General features: G+C 70.4%; 14 protein-coding genes and 2 pseudogenes. All 16 read left to right on the top strand.

Annotation, left to right across the window (positions count from 1 at the left end; genetic code table 11):
- Positions 1 to 39: 39 nt before the first annotated feature.
- Complete coding sequence (locus ACZ69Q_RS21190; protein ID WP_471043973.1) at positions 40 to 519, top strand: response regulator; 480 nt, start codon at positions 40 to 42, stop codon at positions 517 to 519.
- Positions 520 to 673: 154 nt separating this feature from the next.
- Positions 674 to 1,492, top strand: a pseudogene (locus tag ACZ69Q_RS21185) (ArgS-related anticodon-binding protein NrtL); the annotation flags it as partial.
- Between the two features lie 543 nt (positions 1,493 to 2,035).
- Positions 2,036 to 2,293: pseudogene (locus tag ACZ69Q_RS21180) on the top strand (DALR anticodon-binding domain-containing protein); the annotation flags it as partial.
- Between the two features lie 17 nt (positions 2,294 to 2,310).
- Positions 2,311 to 3,702 carry a diaminopimelate decarboxylase gene (lysA, locus tag ACZ69Q_RS21175; protein WP_471043971.1) on the top strand — a complete coding sequence of 464 codons (1,392 nt, stop codon included), beginning with the start codon at positions 2,311 to 2,313 and terminating at the stop codon, positions 3,700 to 3,702.
- 148 nt (positions 3,703 to 3,850) lie between these two features.
- On the top strand, positions 3,851 to 5,149 hold the full coding sequence (locus tag ACZ69Q_RS21170; protein ID WP_471044679.1) for a homoserine dehydrogenase: 1,299 nt from the start codon (positions 3,851 to 3,853) through the stop codon (positions 5,147 to 5,149).
- 6 nt (positions 5,150 to 5,155) lie between these two features.
- Complete coding sequence (thrC, locus tag ACZ69Q_RS21165; protein ID WP_471043968.1) at positions 5,156 to 6,214, top strand: threonine synthase; 1,059 nt, start codon at positions 5,156 to 5,158, stop codon at positions 6,212 to 6,214.
- 294 nt (positions 6,215 to 6,508) lie between these two features.
- Positions 6,509 to 7,426 carry a homoserine kinase gene (gene thrB, locus ACZ69Q_RS21160; RefSeq protein WP_194040588.1) on the top strand — a complete coding sequence of 306 codons (918 nt, stop codon included), beginning with the start codon at positions 6,509 to 6,511 and terminating at the stop codon, positions 7,424 to 7,426.
- Between the two features lie 408 nt (positions 7,427 to 7,834).
- Positions 7,835 to 9,850, top strand: a complete 2,016-nt coding sequence (rho, locus tag ACZ69Q_RS21155) for a transcription termination factor Rho (RefSeq protein WP_471043964.1) — start codon at positions 7,835 to 7,837, stop codon at positions 9,848 to 9,850.
- 169 nt (positions 9,851 to 10,019) lie between these two features.
- A complete protein-coding gene (locus ACZ69Q_RS21150) occupies positions 10,020 to 11,843 on the top strand; it encodes a trypsin-like serine protease (RefSeq protein WP_471043962.1) in 1,824 nt (607 codons plus the stop codon).
- Positions 11,844 to 12,052: 209 nt separating this feature from the next.
- Complete coding sequence (locus ACZ69Q_RS21145) at positions 12,053 to 13,192, top strand: LCP family protein (protein WP_471043959.1); 1,140 nt, start codon at positions 12,053 to 12,055, stop codon at positions 13,190 to 13,192.
- A 122-nt stretch (positions 13,193 to 13,314) separates the two neighbouring features.
- On the top strand, positions 13,315 to 13,539 hold the full coding sequence (gene rpmE / locus ACZ69Q_RS21140) for a 50S ribosomal protein L31 (RefSeq protein ID WP_380844621.1): 225 nt from the start codon (positions 13,315 to 13,317) through the stop codon (positions 13,537 to 13,539).
- A 105-nt stretch (positions 13,540 to 13,644) separates the two neighbouring features.
- Positions 13,645 to 14,721 carry a peptide chain release factor 1 gene (prfA, locus tag ACZ69Q_RS21135; protein WP_471043955.1) on the top strand — a complete coding sequence of 359 codons (1,077 nt, stop codon included), beginning with the start codon at positions 13,645 to 13,647 and terminating at the stop codon, positions 14,719 to 14,721.
- Positions 14,722 to 14,814: 93 nt separating this feature from the next.
- Positions 14,815 to 15,654, top strand: coding sequence for a peptide chain release factor N(5)-glutamine methyltransferase (gene prmC / locus ACZ69Q_RS21130; RefSeq protein WP_471044677.1), 840 nt, complete (start codon positions 14,815 to 14,817; stop codon positions 15,652 to 15,654).
- Positions 15,655 to 15,715: 61 nt separating this feature from the next.
- Complete coding sequence (locus ACZ69Q_RS21125; protein ID WP_030944961.1) at positions 15,716 to 16,363, top strand: L-threonylcarbamoyladenylate synthase; 648 nt, start codon at positions 15,716 to 15,718, stop codon at positions 16,361 to 16,363.
- Positions 16,364 to 16,415: 52 nt separating this feature from the next.
- Positions 16,416 to 17,078 carry an arsenate reductase/protein-tyrosine-phosphatase family protein gene (locus ACZ69Q_RS21120; protein ID WP_471043952.1) on the top strand — a complete coding sequence of 221 codons (663 nt, stop codon included), beginning with the start codon at positions 16,416 to 16,418 and terminating at the stop codon, positions 17,076 to 17,078.
- 72 nt (positions 17,079 to 17,150) lie between these two features.
- Positions 17,151 to 18,389 carry a serine hydroxymethyltransferase gene (locus tag ACZ69Q_RS21115; RefSeq protein WP_471043949.1) on the top strand — a complete coding sequence of 413 codons (1,239 nt, stop codon included), beginning with the start codon at positions 17,151 to 17,153 and terminating at the stop codon, positions 18,387 to 18,389.
- Positions 18,390 to 18,424: the final 35 nt, after the last annotated feature.

Raw genomic sequence — 18,424 nt, 5'->3', positions numbered from 1 at the left:
ACCCGGACGCGGTCGTCGGTCCGGACCTACTCTCGAGTTGTGCCAGGCGCTTCCGGCCGGGTCCTTGTTGTGGACGACAACAAGGTCATCCGGCAGCTGATCAGGGTCAATCTCGAGCTGGAGGGGCTCGAGGTGGTGACCGCGGCCGATGGTGCCGAGTGTCTGGATGTCGTCCATCAGGTGCGGCCCGACTTGATCACCCTGGACGTGGTCATGCCTCGGCTGGACGGGCTGCGCACCGCCGCGAGGCTGCGTGCCGACCCCCGTACCCGTGAGGTGCCCCTCGCCATCATCAGCGCCTGCACGCAGTACGAAGTCGACAACGGTCTCGGCGTCGGCGTCGACGCCTTCCTCGCCAAGCCCTTCGAGCCCGCCGAACTCGTCAGTCTCGTACGGCGGTTGATCGAGCGGAGGCGTAGCGGGGACGCCGAGGGTGGCGTCGGAGGCGGCGATGCCGACGATGCCGTGTTCAGGGGAGTCCTGGGCGCCGGCGAGACCGCCGGGCGGACCGGAGGCTGAGGCGGCGGCCAGGGTCGGCTGCCTAGCCCCCGCTCCGCCTCAACCCAAACCCCCTGCCCCCAACCCCGCTCCGAAACCCCCACCCCGTCCACATCCCGAAACCCACCCCAAACCCGTTCGCATACCCACCCCCCTCCTCCCATACGCTTATGCCGTGACCCCCGTCGAGCTCTCCCGTTCCGTGCTGTGCGCGGTGCGTCGTGCTGTCGACGAGGGGGAGCTGGCTGTCGCTGTGCCCGAGCGGGCCGTGGTCACCGTGCCGGGGCCCGGGGGGTGGGGGGACTACGCGACCAGCATCGCCCTGCAGCTCGCCCGCCCGGCCGGGCAGCCCGCCCTGCGTGTCGCCGAGATTCTGCGGCCGCACCTCGCGGGGGCGGACGGTGTGGCCGACGTCGTCGTCACCGGACCCGGGTTCCTGAACATCCGCCTCGGCGGCACCGCGTCCGTCGCCCTCGTCGAAGAGATCCTCCGGCGCGGCGAACGGTACGGGTACGCCCACGGTCCCTCCGGGGACCTCGTGCCGCTGTCCTGTCCCCGCGAGGTGCGGGCCGTCGTCGTGATGGACGCCGTCGCCCGGATCCTGCGTTCACAGGGCGCCGCCGTACGCACCCATTGCGAGGCCGAGCCCGCTCCGGAGTGGGTCGACATCCTGGGCGTACGGGTGGACACGGCCGGCCGGCAGAACGGCGGCGGCGTCGACGCGAACGCGGCTCGGCAGCAGCCGGGTCTGCCCCACTACGCCGTGCGTCCGGTACCCGCCCCGCTCGACCCCCTTCCCCTCGGCCGCGACGCCGCCCGCTGGGCACTGCTCCACCCCGCCGAGCACGACCGGCCCCGTGTCACCGACGAGCACCTCGTCCAGCGCGAGAGCAACCCTCTCTTCCGCGTCCGCTACGCACACGCCCGCACCCGGGCCCTCAGCCGCAACGCCGCCGACCTGGGGTTCCACGCCGAGCCGGGGCCAATCGAGCAGTCGCCCCCGGGACAGCCCATGGAGCCGTCCGCCGGCCAGCCCGTCCAGCACCCCGCCGGTCAGCCCACCGAGAACCCCACGGCGCACCTGACGGGCCAGCCGGTCCAGCACCCCGCCGGTCAGCCCGCAGGGCACGGGCACCTCACGGCGGACCCGACCGGCCAGCCCGTCCAGCACTCCGCCGGTCAGCCCACCGAGCACCCCACGGCGCACCTGACCGGCCAGCCGGTCCAGCACCCCGCCGGTCAGCCCGCAGGGCACGGGCACCTCACGGCGGACCCGACCGGCCAGCCGGTCCAGCACTCCGCCGGTCAGCCCACCGAGAACCCCACGGCGCACCTGACCGACCAGCCGGTCCAGCACCCCGCCGATCAGCCCACAGGGCACGGGCACCTCACGGCGCGCGCCACCACGCGCGCCACCGCACACCCCACCCGCCGGCTCGCCCCCGACGCACACCCCACCCGCCGGCTCGCCCCCGACGCACACCCCCTCCTCGCCACCCGCAGGGACGAAGGCCCCCTCCCCGCCACCCCCGACGCAACCCCCCTCCTCACCGCCCTAGCCGATCACCCCCGAGTCCTGGCCCGGTCGGCCGCCGATCGTGCTCCCGACCGGCTTGCGCGGCATCTCGTCAGCGTTGCCGATGCCGTTCTGCCGTTGTTGCCCGCCGTCCTCCCCCGTGGTGACGAGAAACCCTCGGCCGCCCACCGTGCCCGGCTCGCCCTTGCCGAAGCCGCCGGGACGGTGCTGGCCGGCGGCCTGTCCCTGCTCGGCATCGACGCACCCGAACATCTCTGAGAGAGCCCACGACAGTCATGAGCCGTTCCGCACACCCCGCCGGGCCCCGTCACGCCGATGTCCTGCCCGAGGGTCACTACTCCGCGCCGCCCGCCGACCTCAACGTCCTCGACCCGAAGGTGTGGGCCCAGACGGTCGGCCGTGACGCCGACGGCGTGGTCACCGTCGGCGGTGTCGACGTGAAGACCCTCGCCGAGCAGCACGGCACGCCCGCCTACTTCATCGACGAGGCCGACTTCCGTTCCCGGGCCCGCTCCTGGCGCAGCGCCTTCGGCAGCGACGCCGACGTCTTCTACGCCGGCAAGGCGTTCCTGTCGCGGGCCGTCGTGCGGTGGCTGCACGAGGAGGGGCTCAACCTGGACGTGTGCTCCGGGGGCGAGCTCGCCACCGCCCTGTCCGCCGGGATGCCCGCCGACCGCATCGCCTTCCACGGCAACAACAAGTCCGTCGAGGAGATCACCCGGGCCATCGACTCCGGCGTCGGCCGCATCGTCCTCGACTCCTTCCAGGAGATCGTGCGCGTCGCCCACATCGCGCAGGGGCTCGGCAAGCGGCAGCGGGTGCAGATCCGTATCACCGTCGGGGTCGAGGCGCACACGCACGAGTTCATCGCGACCGCCCACGAGGACCAGAAGTTCGGTATCCCGCTCGCCGGCGGGCAGGCCGCCGAGGCGGTGCGGCGGGCGCTGAAGCTCGACGGGCTTGAGCTCATCGGGATCCACAGCCACATCGGGTCGCAGATCTTCGACATGTCCGGCTTCGAGGTCGCCGCGCACCGCGTCGTCGGGCTGCTCAAGGACATCCGTGACGAGCACGGCGTCGAGCTTCCCGAGATCGACCTCGGGGGCGGGCTCGGGATCGCGTACACGAGTGACGACGACCCCCGCGAACCGCACGAGATCGCCAAGGCGCTCACCGAGATCGTCACCCGCGAGTGCGAGGCCGCCAAGCTGCGCACGCCGCGGATCTCCGTCGAGCCCGGGCGGGCCATCGTCGGGCCCACCGCCTTCACGCTCTACGAGGTCGGCACCATCAAGCCCCTCGACAACCTCCGTACCTACGTCTCCGTCGACGGCGGCATGTCGGACAACATCCGGACCGCGCTGTACGACGCCGAGTACAGCGTCGCCCTGGTCTCCCGCACCTCCGACGCCGAGCCGATGCTCGCCCGCGTCGTCGGCAAGCACTGCGAGAGCGGGGACATCGTGGTCAAGGACGCGTTCCTGCCGGCCGACCTGGCACCGGGTGACCTGATCGCCGTACCGGCGACGGGTGCCTACTGCCGGTCGATGGCCAGCAACTACAACCACGTGCTGCGGCCCCCGGTCGTCGCCGTGCACGAGGGCGAGTCCCGGGTGATCGTCCGGCGGGAGACCGAAGAGGACCTTCTTCGTCTCGACGTCGGCTGAGCAGGAAACACAGTGGTGGAAGATCTCCTGTCTTCCACCCCGGTACAAATGAAATAGATGTCTCACGATCCGGACGAAGGGCAGAAACTCCCGTCCGGTGAGTGAGACTGGTGCAACCGTAGACGGTATGAGGAAACGAGGTCGGATGATGCGTACGCGTCCGCTGAAGGTGGCGCTGCTGGGCTGTGGGGTTGTCGGCTCAGAGGTGGCGCGCATCATGACGACGCACGCCGACGACCTCGCCGCCCGGATCGGCGCTCCCGTCGAGCTCGCGGGCGTGGCCGTACGACGGCCCTCCAAGGTCCGTGAGGGCATCGACCCCGCGCTGATCACCACCGACGCCACCGCGCTCGTCAAACGCGGCGACATCGACGTCGTGGTCGAGGTCATCGGGGGGATCGAGCCCGCCCGTGCCCTCATCACCACCGCGTTCGAGCACGGCGCCTCGGTCGTGTCCGCGAACAAGGCGCTCCTCGCCCAGGACGGTGCCGCGCTGCACGCCGCGGCGGAGGCGAACAACAAGGACCTCTACTACGAGGCCGCCGTCGCCGGCGCCATCCCGCTGATCCGGCCGCTGCGCGAGTCCCTCGCCGGCGACAAGGTCAACCGGGTCCTCGGCATCGTCAACGGCACCACCAACTTCATCCTCGACAAGATGGACTCGACGGGGGCCGGCTATCAGGAGGCCCTCGACGAGGCCACCGCCCTCGGGTACGCGGAAGCCGACCCCACCGCCGACGTCGAGGGATTCGACGCCGCCGCCAAGGCCGCGATCCTCGCCGGCATCGCCTTCCACACGCGGGTGCGTCTCGACGACGTCTACCGCGAGGGAATGGCCGAGGTGACCGCGGCCGACTTCGCCTCCGCCAAGGAGATGGGCTGCACCATCAAGCTGCTCGCCATCTGCGAGCGGGCCGAGGACGGCCGGTCGGTCACCGCGCGCGTGCATCCCGCCATGATTCCGCTGACCCACCCGCTCGCCTCCGTACGCGGCGCCTACAACGCCGTGTTCGTGGAGTCCGATGCCTCCGGGCAGCTCATGTTCTACGGCCCGGGGGCGGGCGGTTCGCCGACCGCCTCGGCCGTGCTCGGCGACCTCGTCGCCGTCTGCCGCAACCGGCTCAGCGGGGCAACGGGGCCCGGCGAGTCGGCGTACGCCGCCCTGCCCGTGTCGCCCATGGGCGACGTCGTCACGCGCTACCACATCAGCCTCGATGTCGCCGACAAACCGGGTGTTCTCGCCCAGGTGGCGACCGTGTTCGCGGAGCACGGAGTGTCGATCGATACGGTTCGCCAGCAAGGGCGGCAGGACGGAGGCGGCGAGGCCTCCCTCGTCGTCGTCACCCACCGAGCGTCCGACGCGGCCCTCGGCGGCACCGTCGAGGCGTTGCGCAAGCTCGACACCGTGCGGGGTGTCGCCAGCATCATGCGGGTTGAAGGAGAGTAACCAGCAATGACCCACCAGTGGCGCGGAATCATCGAGGAGTACCGGGACCGGCTGCCCGTCTCCGACACCACGCCGGTCGTGACGCTCCGGGAGGGCGGCACGCCCCTCGTGCCCGCGCAGGTGCTCTCCGAGCGCACGGGCTGCGAGGTCCACCTCAAGGTGGAAGGCGCCAACCCCACCGGGTCCTTCAAGGACCGCGGCATGACCATGGCCATCAGCAAGGCCAAGGAGGAGGGGGCGAAGGCCGTCATCTGCGCCTCCACCGGCAACACCTCCGCCTCGGCCGCCGCCTACGCCGTGCGCGCGGGCATGGTCTCGGCCGTTCTCGTCCCGCAGGGCAAGATCGCGCTCGGCAAGATGGGCCAGGCCCTCGTGCACGGCGCGAAGATCCTCCAGGTCGACGGCAACTTCGACGACTGCCTCACGCTCGCCCGCGACCTGAGCGACAACTACCCCGTGGCGCTGGTGAATTCGGTCAACCCGGTGCGGATCGAGGGGCAGAAGACGGCCGCCTTCGAGATCGTGGACATGCTGGGCGACGCCCCCGACATCCACGTCCTTCCGGTGGGCAACGCGGGCAACATCACCGCGTACTGGAAGGGGTACAAGGAGTACGCCGCCGACGGTGTCTCGAAGCGGACCCCGCGCATGTGGGGCTTCCAGGCGTCCGGCTCCGCGCCGATCGTGCGCGGCGAGGTCGTCAAGGACCCGTCGACCATCGCCACCGCCATCCGCATCGGCAACCCGGCGTCCTGGCAGTACGCGCTCGCCGCGCGGGACGAGTCCGGCGGGTTCATCGACGAGGTGACGGACCGTGAAATCCTGCGCGCCTACCGGCTGTTGGCGGCTCAGGAGGGCGTCTTCGTCGAGCCCGCCTCCGCCGCGTCGGTCGCCGGTCTGCTGAAGGCCGCCGAGCAGGGCAAGGTCGATCCGGGCCAGCGCATCGTGTGCACCGTCACCGGCAACGGCCTCAAGGACCCCGACTGGGCCGTCGCCGGCGCCCCGCAGCCCGTCACCGTCCCGGTCGACGCGGTGACGGCGGCCGAGCGGCTCGGGCTGGCGTAAGCGGGGCCACGCTCCGTCGCAGCAGGCTCGTGCAAGCGACCACGAGGCGCTCACCTGGGGAACTTCCCTACAAGGGGTGCACGGGGGGCATACGACACGCATCGTGCGCCTCCTGTGCGCCCTATGTCGCCACAGAACCTACCTTCGATAGGCTGTAGTGAACCCGCCCGCCGCATATGCCTCCGCATGGGTGCGGCGCCGCGCCGTCTCCGATGTCCGGAAGCGGCCCCAGAGGTTCTCGTACGTCATCGAATGTCTTCGACAATCACGCAGCTCAAGGAGAGTCATCGAGCGATGGCCGGTCCAGCCTTCCGCGCCGCCGCCGTCCGGGTGCGCGTCCCCGCCACCAGCGCCAACCTCGGCCCGGGCTTCGACGCCCTCGGCCTGTCACTGGGGCTGTACGACGACGTGGTCGTCCGGGTGGCCGACTCCGGGCTGCACATCGACATCGCGGGTGAGGGCAGCGAGACGCTGCCGCGTGACGAGAACCACCTGCTCGTACGTTCCCTGCGCACCGCCTTCGACCTGCTGGGCGGCCAGCCGCGCGGCCTGGAGATCGTCTGCGCCAACCGCATCCCGCACGGCCGCGGCCTCGGTTCCTCCTCCGCCGCCATCTGCGCCGGCATCGTCGCGGCGCGCGCCGTGACCATAGGCGGCGAGGCCAGGCTCGACGACACGGCGCTGCTCGAACTCGCCACCGAGATCGAGGGCCACCCCGACAACGTCGCGGCCTGTCTGCTGGGCGGATTCACCCTGTCCTGGATGGAGGCCGGCGCCGCGCGGGCCATCAGGATGGAGCCCGCCGATTCCATCGTTCCGGTGGTTTTCGTGCCCGGTAAGCCGGTCCTGACGGAGACCGCGCGCGGCCTGCTGCCGCGCACCGTCCCGCACGTCGACGCCGCCACCAACGCGGGCCGTGCCGCACTGCTCGTCGAGGCCCTGACCAGGCGCCCCGAGCTGCTGCTGCCCGCCACCGAGGACCGTCTCCACCAGGAGTACCGCGCGCCGGCGATGCCGGAGAGCGCCGCGCTGGTGGAGCGGCTGCGGGCCGACGGGGTGCCGGCGGTCATCTCGGGCGCGGGACCCACTGTGCTGGCACTGGCCGATGAGGACAGTGCCGACAAGGTCGCCCATCTGGCAGGCGAGGGGTGGGCCGCGAACCGGCTCGACCTCGACGCCCAGGGAGCGAGCGTGCTGCCGCTTGCGACCTGACACACGGTTGCCGGATTTCGAGAGGGGGAATGTTTGTTGGATCCGGTAGTGTTAACCTCAAGTCTGCACCCGACCCCACCATGGCGAGGTGCTTGTTGTCCCCGTCCGGGACAGACATTCTTCCGGGAGCCTCCCAAGCCGCACTGTGTTCCGTATGACGTACGCGGGCAGTACGTCGTACACGAGCACTGAGCGACCTGCCGGGCACGCTCCGGAACCGGCGCGACCGGGCCGAGTGACACCGACACTCAGTGCCACGGCTCTGGGAACCGCCATCACCAGATATTTCCTCCGCCGCTTTGGCGGACCACCGCCCCGGCACGGTCCACACACCAAGGACCGAAGCCGGACAGCACAACCGGTCGCCGAGCCAGACAGGCCGACGTCCGCTCCAGGGAAGGACCCTTCGTGAGCGACACCACCGATCTGATGGGCGCACGTGTCGAGGAGACCGCTGCCGCGCCCGCCACGGACGCCTCCGCGCCTGCCACCGGTGCCGGCTCCCGGCGGCGCCGCGGTACCGGCCTCGAGGGCATGGTGCTGGCCGAGCTTCAGCAGGTCGCATCCGGCCTCGGCATCAGGGGCACGGCGCGCATGCGTAAGAGCCAACTGATCGAGGTCATCAAGGAGGCGCAGGCCGGGGGAGGTGCCGCGGCTCCGAAGGCGGAGGCCGCCACCGAGACCAAGCCCAAGCGTCGTGCCACCTCCAAGGCTCGTACCGGCGAAGACGCCGAGAAGAAGGCGGAGAAGGCGGCTGAGGCCCCCGCCGAGAAGGCCGTGGCCCAGCAGCAGATCGAGATTCCCGGCCAGCCGGCCGGCGGCCCCTCGCGTGATGGTGCGGAGGACGCCCCGGCCGAGCGCCGTCGTCGTCGCGCCACCGCGGACGCGGGCAGCCCCGCCGCGGCGCCCGAGACCGTCGCCGCCGAGGCCAAGAACGAGCCGAAGGCCGAGACGCCCGCGCAGTCGCAGGGCGACGCCAAGGGCGACGCCGACGGCGGCGAGGGCCGTCGTCGTGACCGCCGTGAGCGCGGCCGCGACCGTGACCGCGGTGACCGCGGTGATCGCGGTGACCGTCGCAAGGGCGACGACCAGCAGGGCGGCGGCCGTCAGGACCGCCAGCAGGGCCAGCAGCAGGGCGGCGGCCGTCAGGACCGTCAGCGCGACAACGGCCCGCAGGACGACGACGACTTCGAGGGCGGCCGTCGTGGCCGTCGCGGGCGCTACCGCGACCGTCGGGGCCGTCGTGGCCGTGACGACGTGCAGGAGCCGCAGCTCGCCGACGACGACGTCCTGATCCCGGTCGCGGGCATCCTGGACATCCTCGACAACTACGCCTTCATCCGTACGTCGGGCTACCTGCCGGGCCCGAACGACGTGTACGTCTCCCTGGCCCAGGTCCGCAAGAACGGCCTGCGCAAGGGCGACCACATCACCGGCGCGGTCCGTCAGCCCAAGGAAGGCGAGCGGCGCGAGAAGTTCAACGCGCTGGTCCGCCTGGACTCCGTCAACGGCATGGCGCCCGAACACGGCCGCGGCCGCCCGGAGTTCAACAAGCTGACGCCGCTGTACCCGCAGGACCGCCTCCGTCTGGAGACGGACCCGGGCATCCTCACCACCCGCATCATCGACCTCGTCGCGCCGATCGGTAAGGGCCAGCGCGGTCTGATCGTGGCCCCGCCGAAGACCGGCAAGACCATGATCATGCAGGCGATCGCCAACGCGATCACGCACAACAACCCCGAGTGCCACCTGATGGTCGTCCTCGTCGACGAGCGTCCGGAAGAGGTCACCGACATGCAGCGGTCGGTCAAGGGCGAGGTCATCTCCTCGACCTTCGACCGTCCGGCCGAGGACCACACCACGGTCGCCGAGCTCGCCATCGAGCGCGCCAAGCGTCTGGTGGAGCTGGGCCACGACGTGGTCGTACTGCTCGACTCGATCACGCGTCTGGGCCGTGCGTACAACCTCGCCGCGCCCGCCTCCGGCCGCATCCTGTCCGGTGGTGTCGACTCGACCGCGCTGTACCCGCCGAAGCGCTTCTTCGGTGCCGCGCGCAACATCGAGGACGGCGGCTCGCTGACCATCCTCGCCACCGCCCTGGTGGACACCGGGTCCCGCATGGACGAGGTGATCTTCGAGGAGTTCAAGGGCACCGGCAACGCCGAGCTCAAGCTCGACCGCAAGCTCGCCGACAAGCGCATCTTCCCCGCGGTGGACGTCGACGCGTCCGGCACCCGTAAGGAAGAGATCCTGCTCGCTCCGGACGAGCTCGCCATCGTCTGGAAGCTGCGCCGGGTGCTGCACGCGCTCGACCAGCAGCAGGCGGTCGAACTGCTCCTCGACAAGATGAAGCAGACGAAGTCGAACGCCGAGTTCCTGATGCAGATTCAGAAGACGACGCCGACGCCCGGCAACGGCGACTAGTAGCCCGGCCCACGCGGCCGAGCCGCCAACTGAATACAGTCCCGTGCCCCTGGAGGGCGCCCAGGCCGCCCCACGTCATATCAGTGACGTGGGGCGGCCTTTTGGCGCTGATAGGAGCGGGCGCATCTGTGCGCCCCTTCCGACTCTTGATGTCTCTGGGGGGACTTTCTTGACCACCACCACGTCCGGCAACGGTCGTCACAGACGCCGGATTCGTCTCGGGCTGCCCGTGGCCGCAGCCGGCCTCGCCGCGGCCGTCGCCGCCGCGCTGCTGACCTCGTCCGCGGGGGCCGCGACCGCGCTGCCCAAGCCCACCGTGAAGCCCGCCACCAGCTCGGCCTCGCTCGCCGAACTGGAGCGGCGCGTCGCGGGTGCCGTCGCCGGTGACGACACCGCGGGGGAGACGGCGAAGAAGTCGTCGTACGGCGCGAGCACGACCGGCACCTCCGGCGACTCCACCGTGAGCCCCATGGTCATCGGGGGCACCACCACCAGCATCACCTCGGCGCCCTGGATGGCGCAGCTCTGGTACTACGACGACCAGGGCACCGCCGACGAGGGCGACGACACGGGCTTCTTCTGCGGCGGCGCCGTCGTCGCGCCGACGAAGATCCTCACCGCCGCGCACTGCGTCAAGGGCTACGACTGGTACAACTACGGCGCCGTCGTCACCGGCACCAACCAGCTACCCACCACCGACGACGCCGGCAACAGCGACCTGCACGGCGGCACGGTCTCGCTGCCGCACCGGCAGTGGAACCACCCGTCGTACAACGCGACGACGATCGACAACGACATCGCCGTGATCACGCTGGCCAACCCGGTCAAGGCGACGCCGATCCGCATGACGACGTCCGGCGACACCGCCTCGTACGCCGCCGGCACGAGCGCCAAGGTCTACGGCTGGGGCCGCACCACCTCCACCAGCCAGGACATCTCGCAGTCGCTGAAGTCGGCGACGCTGCCGATCCAGTCCGACACCACGTGCACGGGCTACTACGGCAGTGAGTTCGTCAAGGGCCACATGGTCTGCGCGGGCAAGCCGGCCACCGGCAGCGACACCGGGACGGTCTCCGCCTGCAACGGCGACTCCGGCGGGCCGCTCGTGGTGAACGGCCGTATCGCCGGTGTCGTCTCCTGGGGCGTGCAGGACTGCGTCGCCAAGGGCGCGTACAGCGTGTTCGCCAAGGTCAGCTCCTACGTCGGGGCCGCCTATCCGCGCGTCGACGACACCAACATCAGCGGTGACCACCGGGCCGACCTGTGGCTGCGCAACGCCTCCACCAAGACCGGTTACTCCAAGGACTCCAACGGCACCACGTTCGCCGCGCGCGAGTCCTGGGGCGACTGGAGCGGCGTGAACCTGGTCCTGCAGACCGACCTCGACCGGGACGGCTACCAGGACCTCGTGTTCCGGCGCAGCTCCGACGGGGCGATGTTCTGGTCGCACTTCGTGCCGGCCAGCGGCACCTGGGCGACCAAGACGATCTTCAGCAACTGGAAGTCCCGCACCCGGATCGTGGCACCGGGTGACGTCAACGGCGACTACCTGCCCGACGTGCTCTCCGTCGACTCGGCCGGCGTGCTGTGGATCTACCCGGGCAATGGCAACGGCACCTTCGCCAGCCCGGTGAAGTCCGGCACGGGCTTCAACCAGTACAACTCCCTGCGCGGCCACGGCGACTTCACCGGCGACGGCAAGACCGACCTGATCGCGCGCAGCTCGTCCGGCGGCTACATCTACCTGTTCAAGGGCACCGGCAAGTCCGGCACGGGCGCCTTCGCCACCCGGATCAAGGTGCGCACCTGGGCGACGTACACCGGCTTCGACGCCGTGGGTGACGTCACCGGCGACGGCAAGGCCGACTTCCTGGCCCGCAACTCCGCCGGCACGCTCTATCTGTACCCGGGCACCGGCAAGGCCACGAGCGAGATCTTTGCCACACCGAAGTCCGTCGGCACCGATTTCAAGCAGTACGACATCTTCGGCTGAAATCGCAGGTGAGACCGGCATACCCGGTATCGCCGACTACGGACTGTGCCCATCGCCTCCCAGGTGGTGGGCACAGTCCGTTGTGCAACCCTTTCCCGGGTTTCCCCGTCTGACCGGACGGGGTGACGATGGTGCGGTAAGGGCCTTTTGCGCCATGCCTGACCCTGAAAGCAGGGGGTAACCGACCGGGACGAGAACCGAGGAGCAGAGTGTCCGCCGAGAGCACGCCGGAGCCCGGTATACCGGGCGAGAACGGGACCAACGGCCCGCGCCACCGCGCCAAGGGCCGTCGCCGCAAGCCCCGCGAGAAGCACAAGGGCCTGCGGATCATGGCCTGGACGGCCGCAGGGATCGTGGTCCTGGGCGGGACCGGCGCCGGCTATCTGTACTTCAAGCTCAACGGCAACCTCAAGAGCGTCGACATCGACCAGGCCCTCGGTACCGACCGGCCGCAGAAGGTCGACAACGGCTCGGAGAACATCCTCGTCCTCGGCTCGGACACCCGCTCCGGCGGCAACAAGAAGCTCGGCGGCGGCGCCGACGACGGCAGTGCCCGCTCGGACACGGCGATGATCCTGCACGTCTACAAGGGCCACAAGAAGGCCAGCGTCGTCTCCGTGCCGCGCGACACCCTCATCGACCGCCCCCGGTGCACCGACACCAAGGGCAACACGTACCCGGCCGCGTCGGGCGTGATGTTCAACTCGGCGTACACCACTGGTGGCGCGGCGTGCGCGGTGAAGACGGTGGAGTCCGTGTCGGGCATCCGCATGGACCACTATCTGGAGGTCGATTTCTCCGGCTTTCAGAAGCTGATCGACGAGCTCGGCGGTGTCGAGGTCACCACGACCAAGAACATCAAGGACCCCGACAGCCACCTCGACCTCGAGGCCGGCACGCATCAGCTCGACGGCAAGCAGGCCCTCGGTCTGGTCCGCACCCGCCACGGCGTGGGCGACGGCTCCGACCTCGGCCGCATCCAGCTCCAGCAGGCCTTCATCAAGGCGCTGCTCGAGCAGGTCAAGGACATCAACCTGTTCGGCAACCCCAAGCGGCTGTACGACCTGGCCAACACCGCCACCAAGACGGTCACCACCGACTCCGACCTGGGCTCGGTCAACAAGCTCATGTCCTTCACCAACGGCCTCAAGGGCATCAGCTCCAAGAACATGACCATGGTCACGATGCCGGTCCAGTACGACCCGGCGGACCCGAACCGCGTGATCGTGGCCGAGGCGAAGGCCAAGCAGGTGTGGACGGCCCTGAAGAACGACAAGGCGATCCCGAAGGCGGCAACGGAAGGCACGGCCAAGGGCGACGCCAGCGGTGTGGTGTCCGGGACGGAATAGATCGGAGCCACCCCCGGTTTTGGGGGATGGCCCCAGTCCTGGCAGACTGGTACGTCGGCTCCGGTTCACGCTCCCGCATCCCGCGGCGGCGACCCGGCGCCCTCCCGAAACTAGGAGACACCTTGAAGCGCGACATCCACCCCGAGTACGTCGAGACGCAGGTGAGCTGCACCTGTGGCGCGTCGTTCACCACCCGTAGCACGATCGCCAGCGGCACCATCCGTGCCGAGGTCTGCTCCGAGTGCCACCCGTTCTACACGGGCAAGCAGAAGATCCTCGACACCGGTGGCCGTGTGGCCCGCTTCGAGGCCCGCTTCGGCAAGGCGACTGCCGGCTCCAAGAAGTAGCGAGCTCCAATTCGCCGGTCCACGGCCGCGCCCTGTTTCAGGCGCGCCGGGACCGGCGTTTTTGGTCGCCCGCCCTTCACAGACGTATTCACACAGGAGCCCAAGATGTTCGAGGCCGTCGAGGAACTGGTCACTGAGCACGCCGACCTGGAGAAGAAGCTCGCCGACCCGTCGGTGCACGCCGACCAGGCGAACGCGCGCAAGCTGAACAAGCGCTACGCCGAACTCACCCCGATCGTCGCCACGTACCGCTCCTGGAAGCAGACCGGCGACGACATCGAGACGGCGAAGGAACTCGCCGCCGACGACCCGGACTTCGCGGCCGAGGTCAAGGAGCTGGACAAGCAGCGCGAGGAACTGACCGAGAAGCTGCGCCTCCTGCTCGTCCCGCGTGACCCCAGTGACGACAAGGACGTCATTCTGGAGATCAAGGCGGGCGCCGGCGGTGACGAGTCCGCGCTGTTCGCCGGGGACCTGCTGCGCATGTATCTGCGGTACGCCGAGCGCGTCGGCTGGAAGACCGAGATCATCGACGCCACCGAATCCGAGCTGGGCGGCTACAAGGACGTCCAGGTCGCGGTGAAGACCAAGGGCGGGCAGGGTGCCACGGAGCCCGGCCAGGGTGTCTGGGCCCGGCTGAAGTACGAGGGCGGTGTGCACCGCGTGCAGCGGGTGCCGGCGACCGAGTCGCAGGGCCGTATCCACACCTCCGCGGCCGGTGTGCTCGTCACGCCGGAGGCCGAGGAGATCGACGTCGAGATCAACCCGAACGACCTGCGCATCGACGTGTACCGGTCGTCCGGCCCGGGTGGGCAGTCCGTCAACACCACCGACTCCGCCGTGCGCATCACGCACATTCCGACCGGAGTCGTCGCCTCCTGCCAGAACGAGAAGAGCCAGCTTCAGAACAAGGAGCAGGCGATGCGTATCCTGCGCTCCAGGCTGCTCGCCGCGGCGCAGGAGGAGGCCGAGAAGGAGGCCGCCGACGCCCGCCGCAGCCAGGTCCGCACCGTCGACCGCTCCGAGAAGATCCGTACCTACAACTTCCCGGAGAATCGCATCTCGGACCACCGCGTCGGCTTCAAGGCGTACAACCTGGATCAGGTCCTGGACGGCGACCTCGACGCGGTGATCCAGGCGTGCGTCGACGCGGACTCGGCGGCGAAGCTGGCGGCCGCGTAAGGGCGTAAGGGACGGACGTACGCACGTACGAGTACGACACGGAGGACTTGCGTGCAGCAATTCATCGGGGGGCGGACCCCAAGCCCCCGCAGCGTGCTGCTCGCGGAGGTGGCACAGGCCACCCAGCGGCTGGCGGACGCCGGCGTGCCCTCGCCGCGCAACGACGCGGAGGAGCTCGCCGCGTTCGTGCACGGCGTGAAGCGGGGCGAACTGCACTCCGTGAAGGACTCGGACTTCGACGCCCGGTACTGGGAGGTCATCGCCCGCCGCGAGCAGCGCGAGCCGCTCCAGCACATCACCGGACGGGCGTACTTCCGCTATCTCGAACTCCAAGTCGGGCCGGGCGTGTTCGTGCCGCGGCCCGAGACCGAGTCGGTGGTCGGCTGGGCCATAGACGCGGTGCGCGCGATGGACGTCGTCGAGCCCTGCATCGTCGACCTGTGCACCGGCTCCGGCGCCATCGCGCTGGCCCTCGCCCAGGAGGTCCCGCGCTCGCGCGTGCACGCCGTGGAGCTGTCCGAGGACGCCCTGGTGTGGACGCGCAAGAACGTGGAGGGCTCGCGCGTCGACCTGCGCCAGGGCAACGCCCTGGACGCCTTCCCCGACCTCGACGGCCAGGTCGACCTGGTCATCTCCAACCCGCCCTACATCCCGCTCACCGAATGGGAGTACGTCGCTCCCGAGGCGCGGGACTACGATCCCGACCTCGCCCTGTTCTCCGGCGAGGACGGCCTCGACCTCATCCGCGGCCTGGAGCGCACCGCGCACCGTCTCCTGCGGCCCGGCGGCGTCGTCGTCATCGAGCACGCCGACACCCAGGGCGGTCAGGTGCCGTGGATCTTCACCGAGGAGCGGGGCTGGGCCGACGCGGCCGACCACCCGGACCTCAACAACCGCCCCCGGTTCGCGACCGCACGCAAGGCGCTGCCGTGACCGTCCCGAAGACTCTTTCCCGGAAGTACGTGTACTTCGTGTACGAGGAGGCCCGCTAGATATGGCACGGCGATACGACACCAATGACGCGACCGACCGCACGACCGGTCTGCGTGAGGCCGCGTCCGCCGTCCGCCGTGGCGAGCTCGTGGTCCTTCCGACCGACACGGTGTACGGCATCGGCGCCGACGCGTTCACGAAGGAGGCCGTCGGCGATCTGCTGGAGGCCAAGGGTCGGGGCCGCAACATGCCCACCCCTGTGCTGATCGGCTCCCCGAACACGCTCCACGGTCTCGTCACCGACTTCTCCGAGCTGGCCTGGGAGCTGGTCGACGCGTTCTGGCCGGGCGCGCTCACGCTCGTCGCCAAGCACCAGCCGTCCCTGCAGTGGGACCTCGGTGACACCCGGGGCACGGTTGCCGTGCGCATGCCACTGCACCCGGTCGCCATCGAGCTCCTGACCGAGGTGGGCCCGATGGCCGTCTCCTCGGCGAACCTCACCGGGCACCCGGCGCCGGAGGACTGTGACGCCGCGCAGGAGATGCTCGGCGACTCCGTGTCGGTGTACCTGGACGGCGGCCCGACCCCGGGCAACGTCCCGTCCTCGATCGTCGACGTGACCCGCGAGGTCCCCCTCCTGCTTCGCGCGGGCGCCCTCTCGGCGGAGGATCTGCGGAAGGTCGTACCCGACCTCGAGGTGGCGAATTGACAGCCCCTGAATCCCCCGAGCTCTCGGCTGCGCTCGAGCAGGGGGGACCCCCATGCGTGGCATAGGCAACGGCGAGAGCGCGGCGGAGATCACGACCACGTTCGTCGGACTGCCGCGCGACAGCTTCCGCATCCTCCACGTCAGCACCGGCAATGTGTGCCGCTCGCCGATCACCGAGCGGCTGACCCGTCATTTCGTGACGCAGCGGCTCGGTGTGCTGGGCGGCTCGCTGATCGTGGAGAGCGCGGGCACCTGGGGCCACGAGGGCGCGGCCATGGAATCCAACGCGGAGACGGTCCTCGCCGACTTCGGCGCGGACGCCTCCGGCTTCGTCGGCCGCGAGCTCCTCGACGAGCACGTCATCATGGCCGACCTGGTCCTCACGGCCACTCGCGACCACCGCGCCCAGGTCATCTCCATGGGCCATTCGGCGGGCCTGCGCACCTTCACCCTGAAGGAGTTCACCCGCCTGGTCCGCGCCATAGACCCCGCGACGCTTCCTCCCCTGGAGGACGGCGTGGTCCAGCGCGCACGCGCCCTGGTGCGTGCGGCGGCGGCTCTACGCGGGTGGCTTCTGGCGCCGACGGCCGAGGCGGACGAGGTGTACGACCCGTACGGGGCGCCGCTGACGTTCTTCCGGTCGGTGGGGGACGAGATACACGAGGCGCTGGATCCGGTCGTCACTGCGCTCACCGGAGTACCCGCAAGGACGTGACAGCCGGGCGCCTGCGGCGCCCCGGGCCTACATTGGACGTACGTCACCGCCGACGCACGCCCGGAGCCCACCATGTCGGTCACCCCTACCCTCGAGGCCGATGTCCTGCGCCGTCAGGACCCCCAGCTCGCCGACATCCTGCTCGGGGAGCTCGACCGGCAGTCGACGACGCTCCAGCTCGTCGCCGCGGAGAACTTCACGTCGCCCGCGGTGCTGGCGGCCCTCGGATCGGCGCTGGCCAACAAGTACGCCGAGGGCTATCCGGGCGCCCGGTACCACGGCGGGTGCGAGATGGTCGACGTCGCCGAGCGGCTCGCCGTGGAGCGGGCCAAGGCGCTGTTCGGGGCCGAGCACGCCAACGTGCAGTCTCACTCCGGGTCTTCGGCCGTTCTCGCCGCCTACGCCGCCCTGCTGCGCCCCGGCGACACCGTCCTCGCCCTCGGCCTGCCGTACGGCGGACACCTCACCCACGGCTCGCCCGCCAACTTCTCCGGCCGCTGGTTCGACTTCGTCGGCTACGGGGTGGACGCGGAGACCGGGCTCATCGACTACGAACAGGTGCGTACCCTCGCCCGCAATCACCGCCCCAAGGCCCTGGTGTGCGGGTCCATCGCCTACCCGCGCCACATCGACTACGCCCTCTTCCGCGACATCGCCGACGAGGTGGGCGCCTATCTCATCGCCGACGCCGCCCACCCCATGGGGCTCGTCGCCGGGGGAGCGGCGCCCAGTCCGGTGCCGTACGCCGATGTGGTGTGCGCCACCACCCACAAGGTGCTGCGCGGCCCGCGCGGCGGGATGATCCTGTGCGGCTCGGACCTCGCCGAACGCGTGGATCGCGCCGTTTTCCCGTTCACCCAGGGCGGCGCCCAGATGCACACCATCGCCGCCAAGGCCGTCGCCTTCGGGGAGGCGGCAACGCCGGCGTTCGCCGTGTACGCCCATCAGGTGGTGGCCAACGCGCGCACCCTGGCGGCCCACCTCGCCGAGGAGGGGCTCGTCGTCACCACGGGCGGGACCGACACCCACCTCATCACCGCCGACCCGGCCCCCCTCGGCGTCGACGGCCGTGAAGCGCGCGGCCTCCTCGCGGCGGCCGGAGTGGTGCTGGACTGCTGCGCGCTGCCGCACGGCGACGCCCGTGGCCTGCGCCTGGGCACCGCGGCCGTGACCACCCAGGGCATGGGGGAGGAGGAGATGGTGTGGCTCGCCGCGCTGCTGGCGGGCGTACTGAGAGGTGGGAGGGAAAGCCACAAGTCCCGTGAAGAAGTGCGGGAGCTCACCGGTAGATTTCCGCCGTATCCCGGCTGAGGCGGGGTAGACGCACCTGAGCACACAGCCACACG

It is taken from the genome of Streptomyces sp. NPDC036764 (assembly GCF_055609385.1).
The sequence above is the reverse complement of the archived record's forward strand: the minus strand, read 5'-3'. Positions and strand labels throughout refer to the sequence as shown.

Bases quoted from the DNA above. Each gene is read 5' to 3' on its own strand.
- ACZ69Q_RS21125 (WP_030944961.1), top strand. From the start codon at position 15,716: ATGGCACGGCGATACGACACCAATGACGCGACCGACCGCACGACCGGT.
- prfA (WP_471043955.1), top strand. From the start codon at position 13,645: ATGTTCGAGGCCGTCGAGGAACTGGTCACTGAGCACGCCGACCTGGAG.
- thrC (WP_471043968.1), top strand. From the start codon at position 5,156: ATGACCCACCAGTGGCGCGGAATCATCGAGGAGTACCGGGACCGGCTG.
- ACZ69Q_RS21170 (WP_471044679.1), top strand. From the start codon at position 3,851: ATGCGTACGCGTCCGCTGAAGGTGGCGCTGCTGGGCTGTGGGGTTGTC.
- ACZ69Q_RS21115 (WP_471043949.1), top strand. From the start codon at position 17,151: ATGTCGGTCACCCCTACCCTCGAGGCCGATGTCCTGCGCCGTCAGGAC.
- thrB (WP_194040588.1), top strand. From the start codon at position 6,509: ATGGCCGGTCCAGCCTTCCGCGCCGCCGCCGTCCGGGTGCGCGTCCCC.
- ACZ69Q_RS21120 (WP_471043952.1), top strand. From the start codon at position 16,416: ATGCGTGGCATAGGCAACGGCGAGAGCGCGGCGGAGATCACGACCACG.
- lysA (WP_471043971.1), top strand. From the start codon at position 2,311: ATGAGCCGTTCCGCACACCCCGCCGGGCCCCGTCACGCCGATGTCCTG.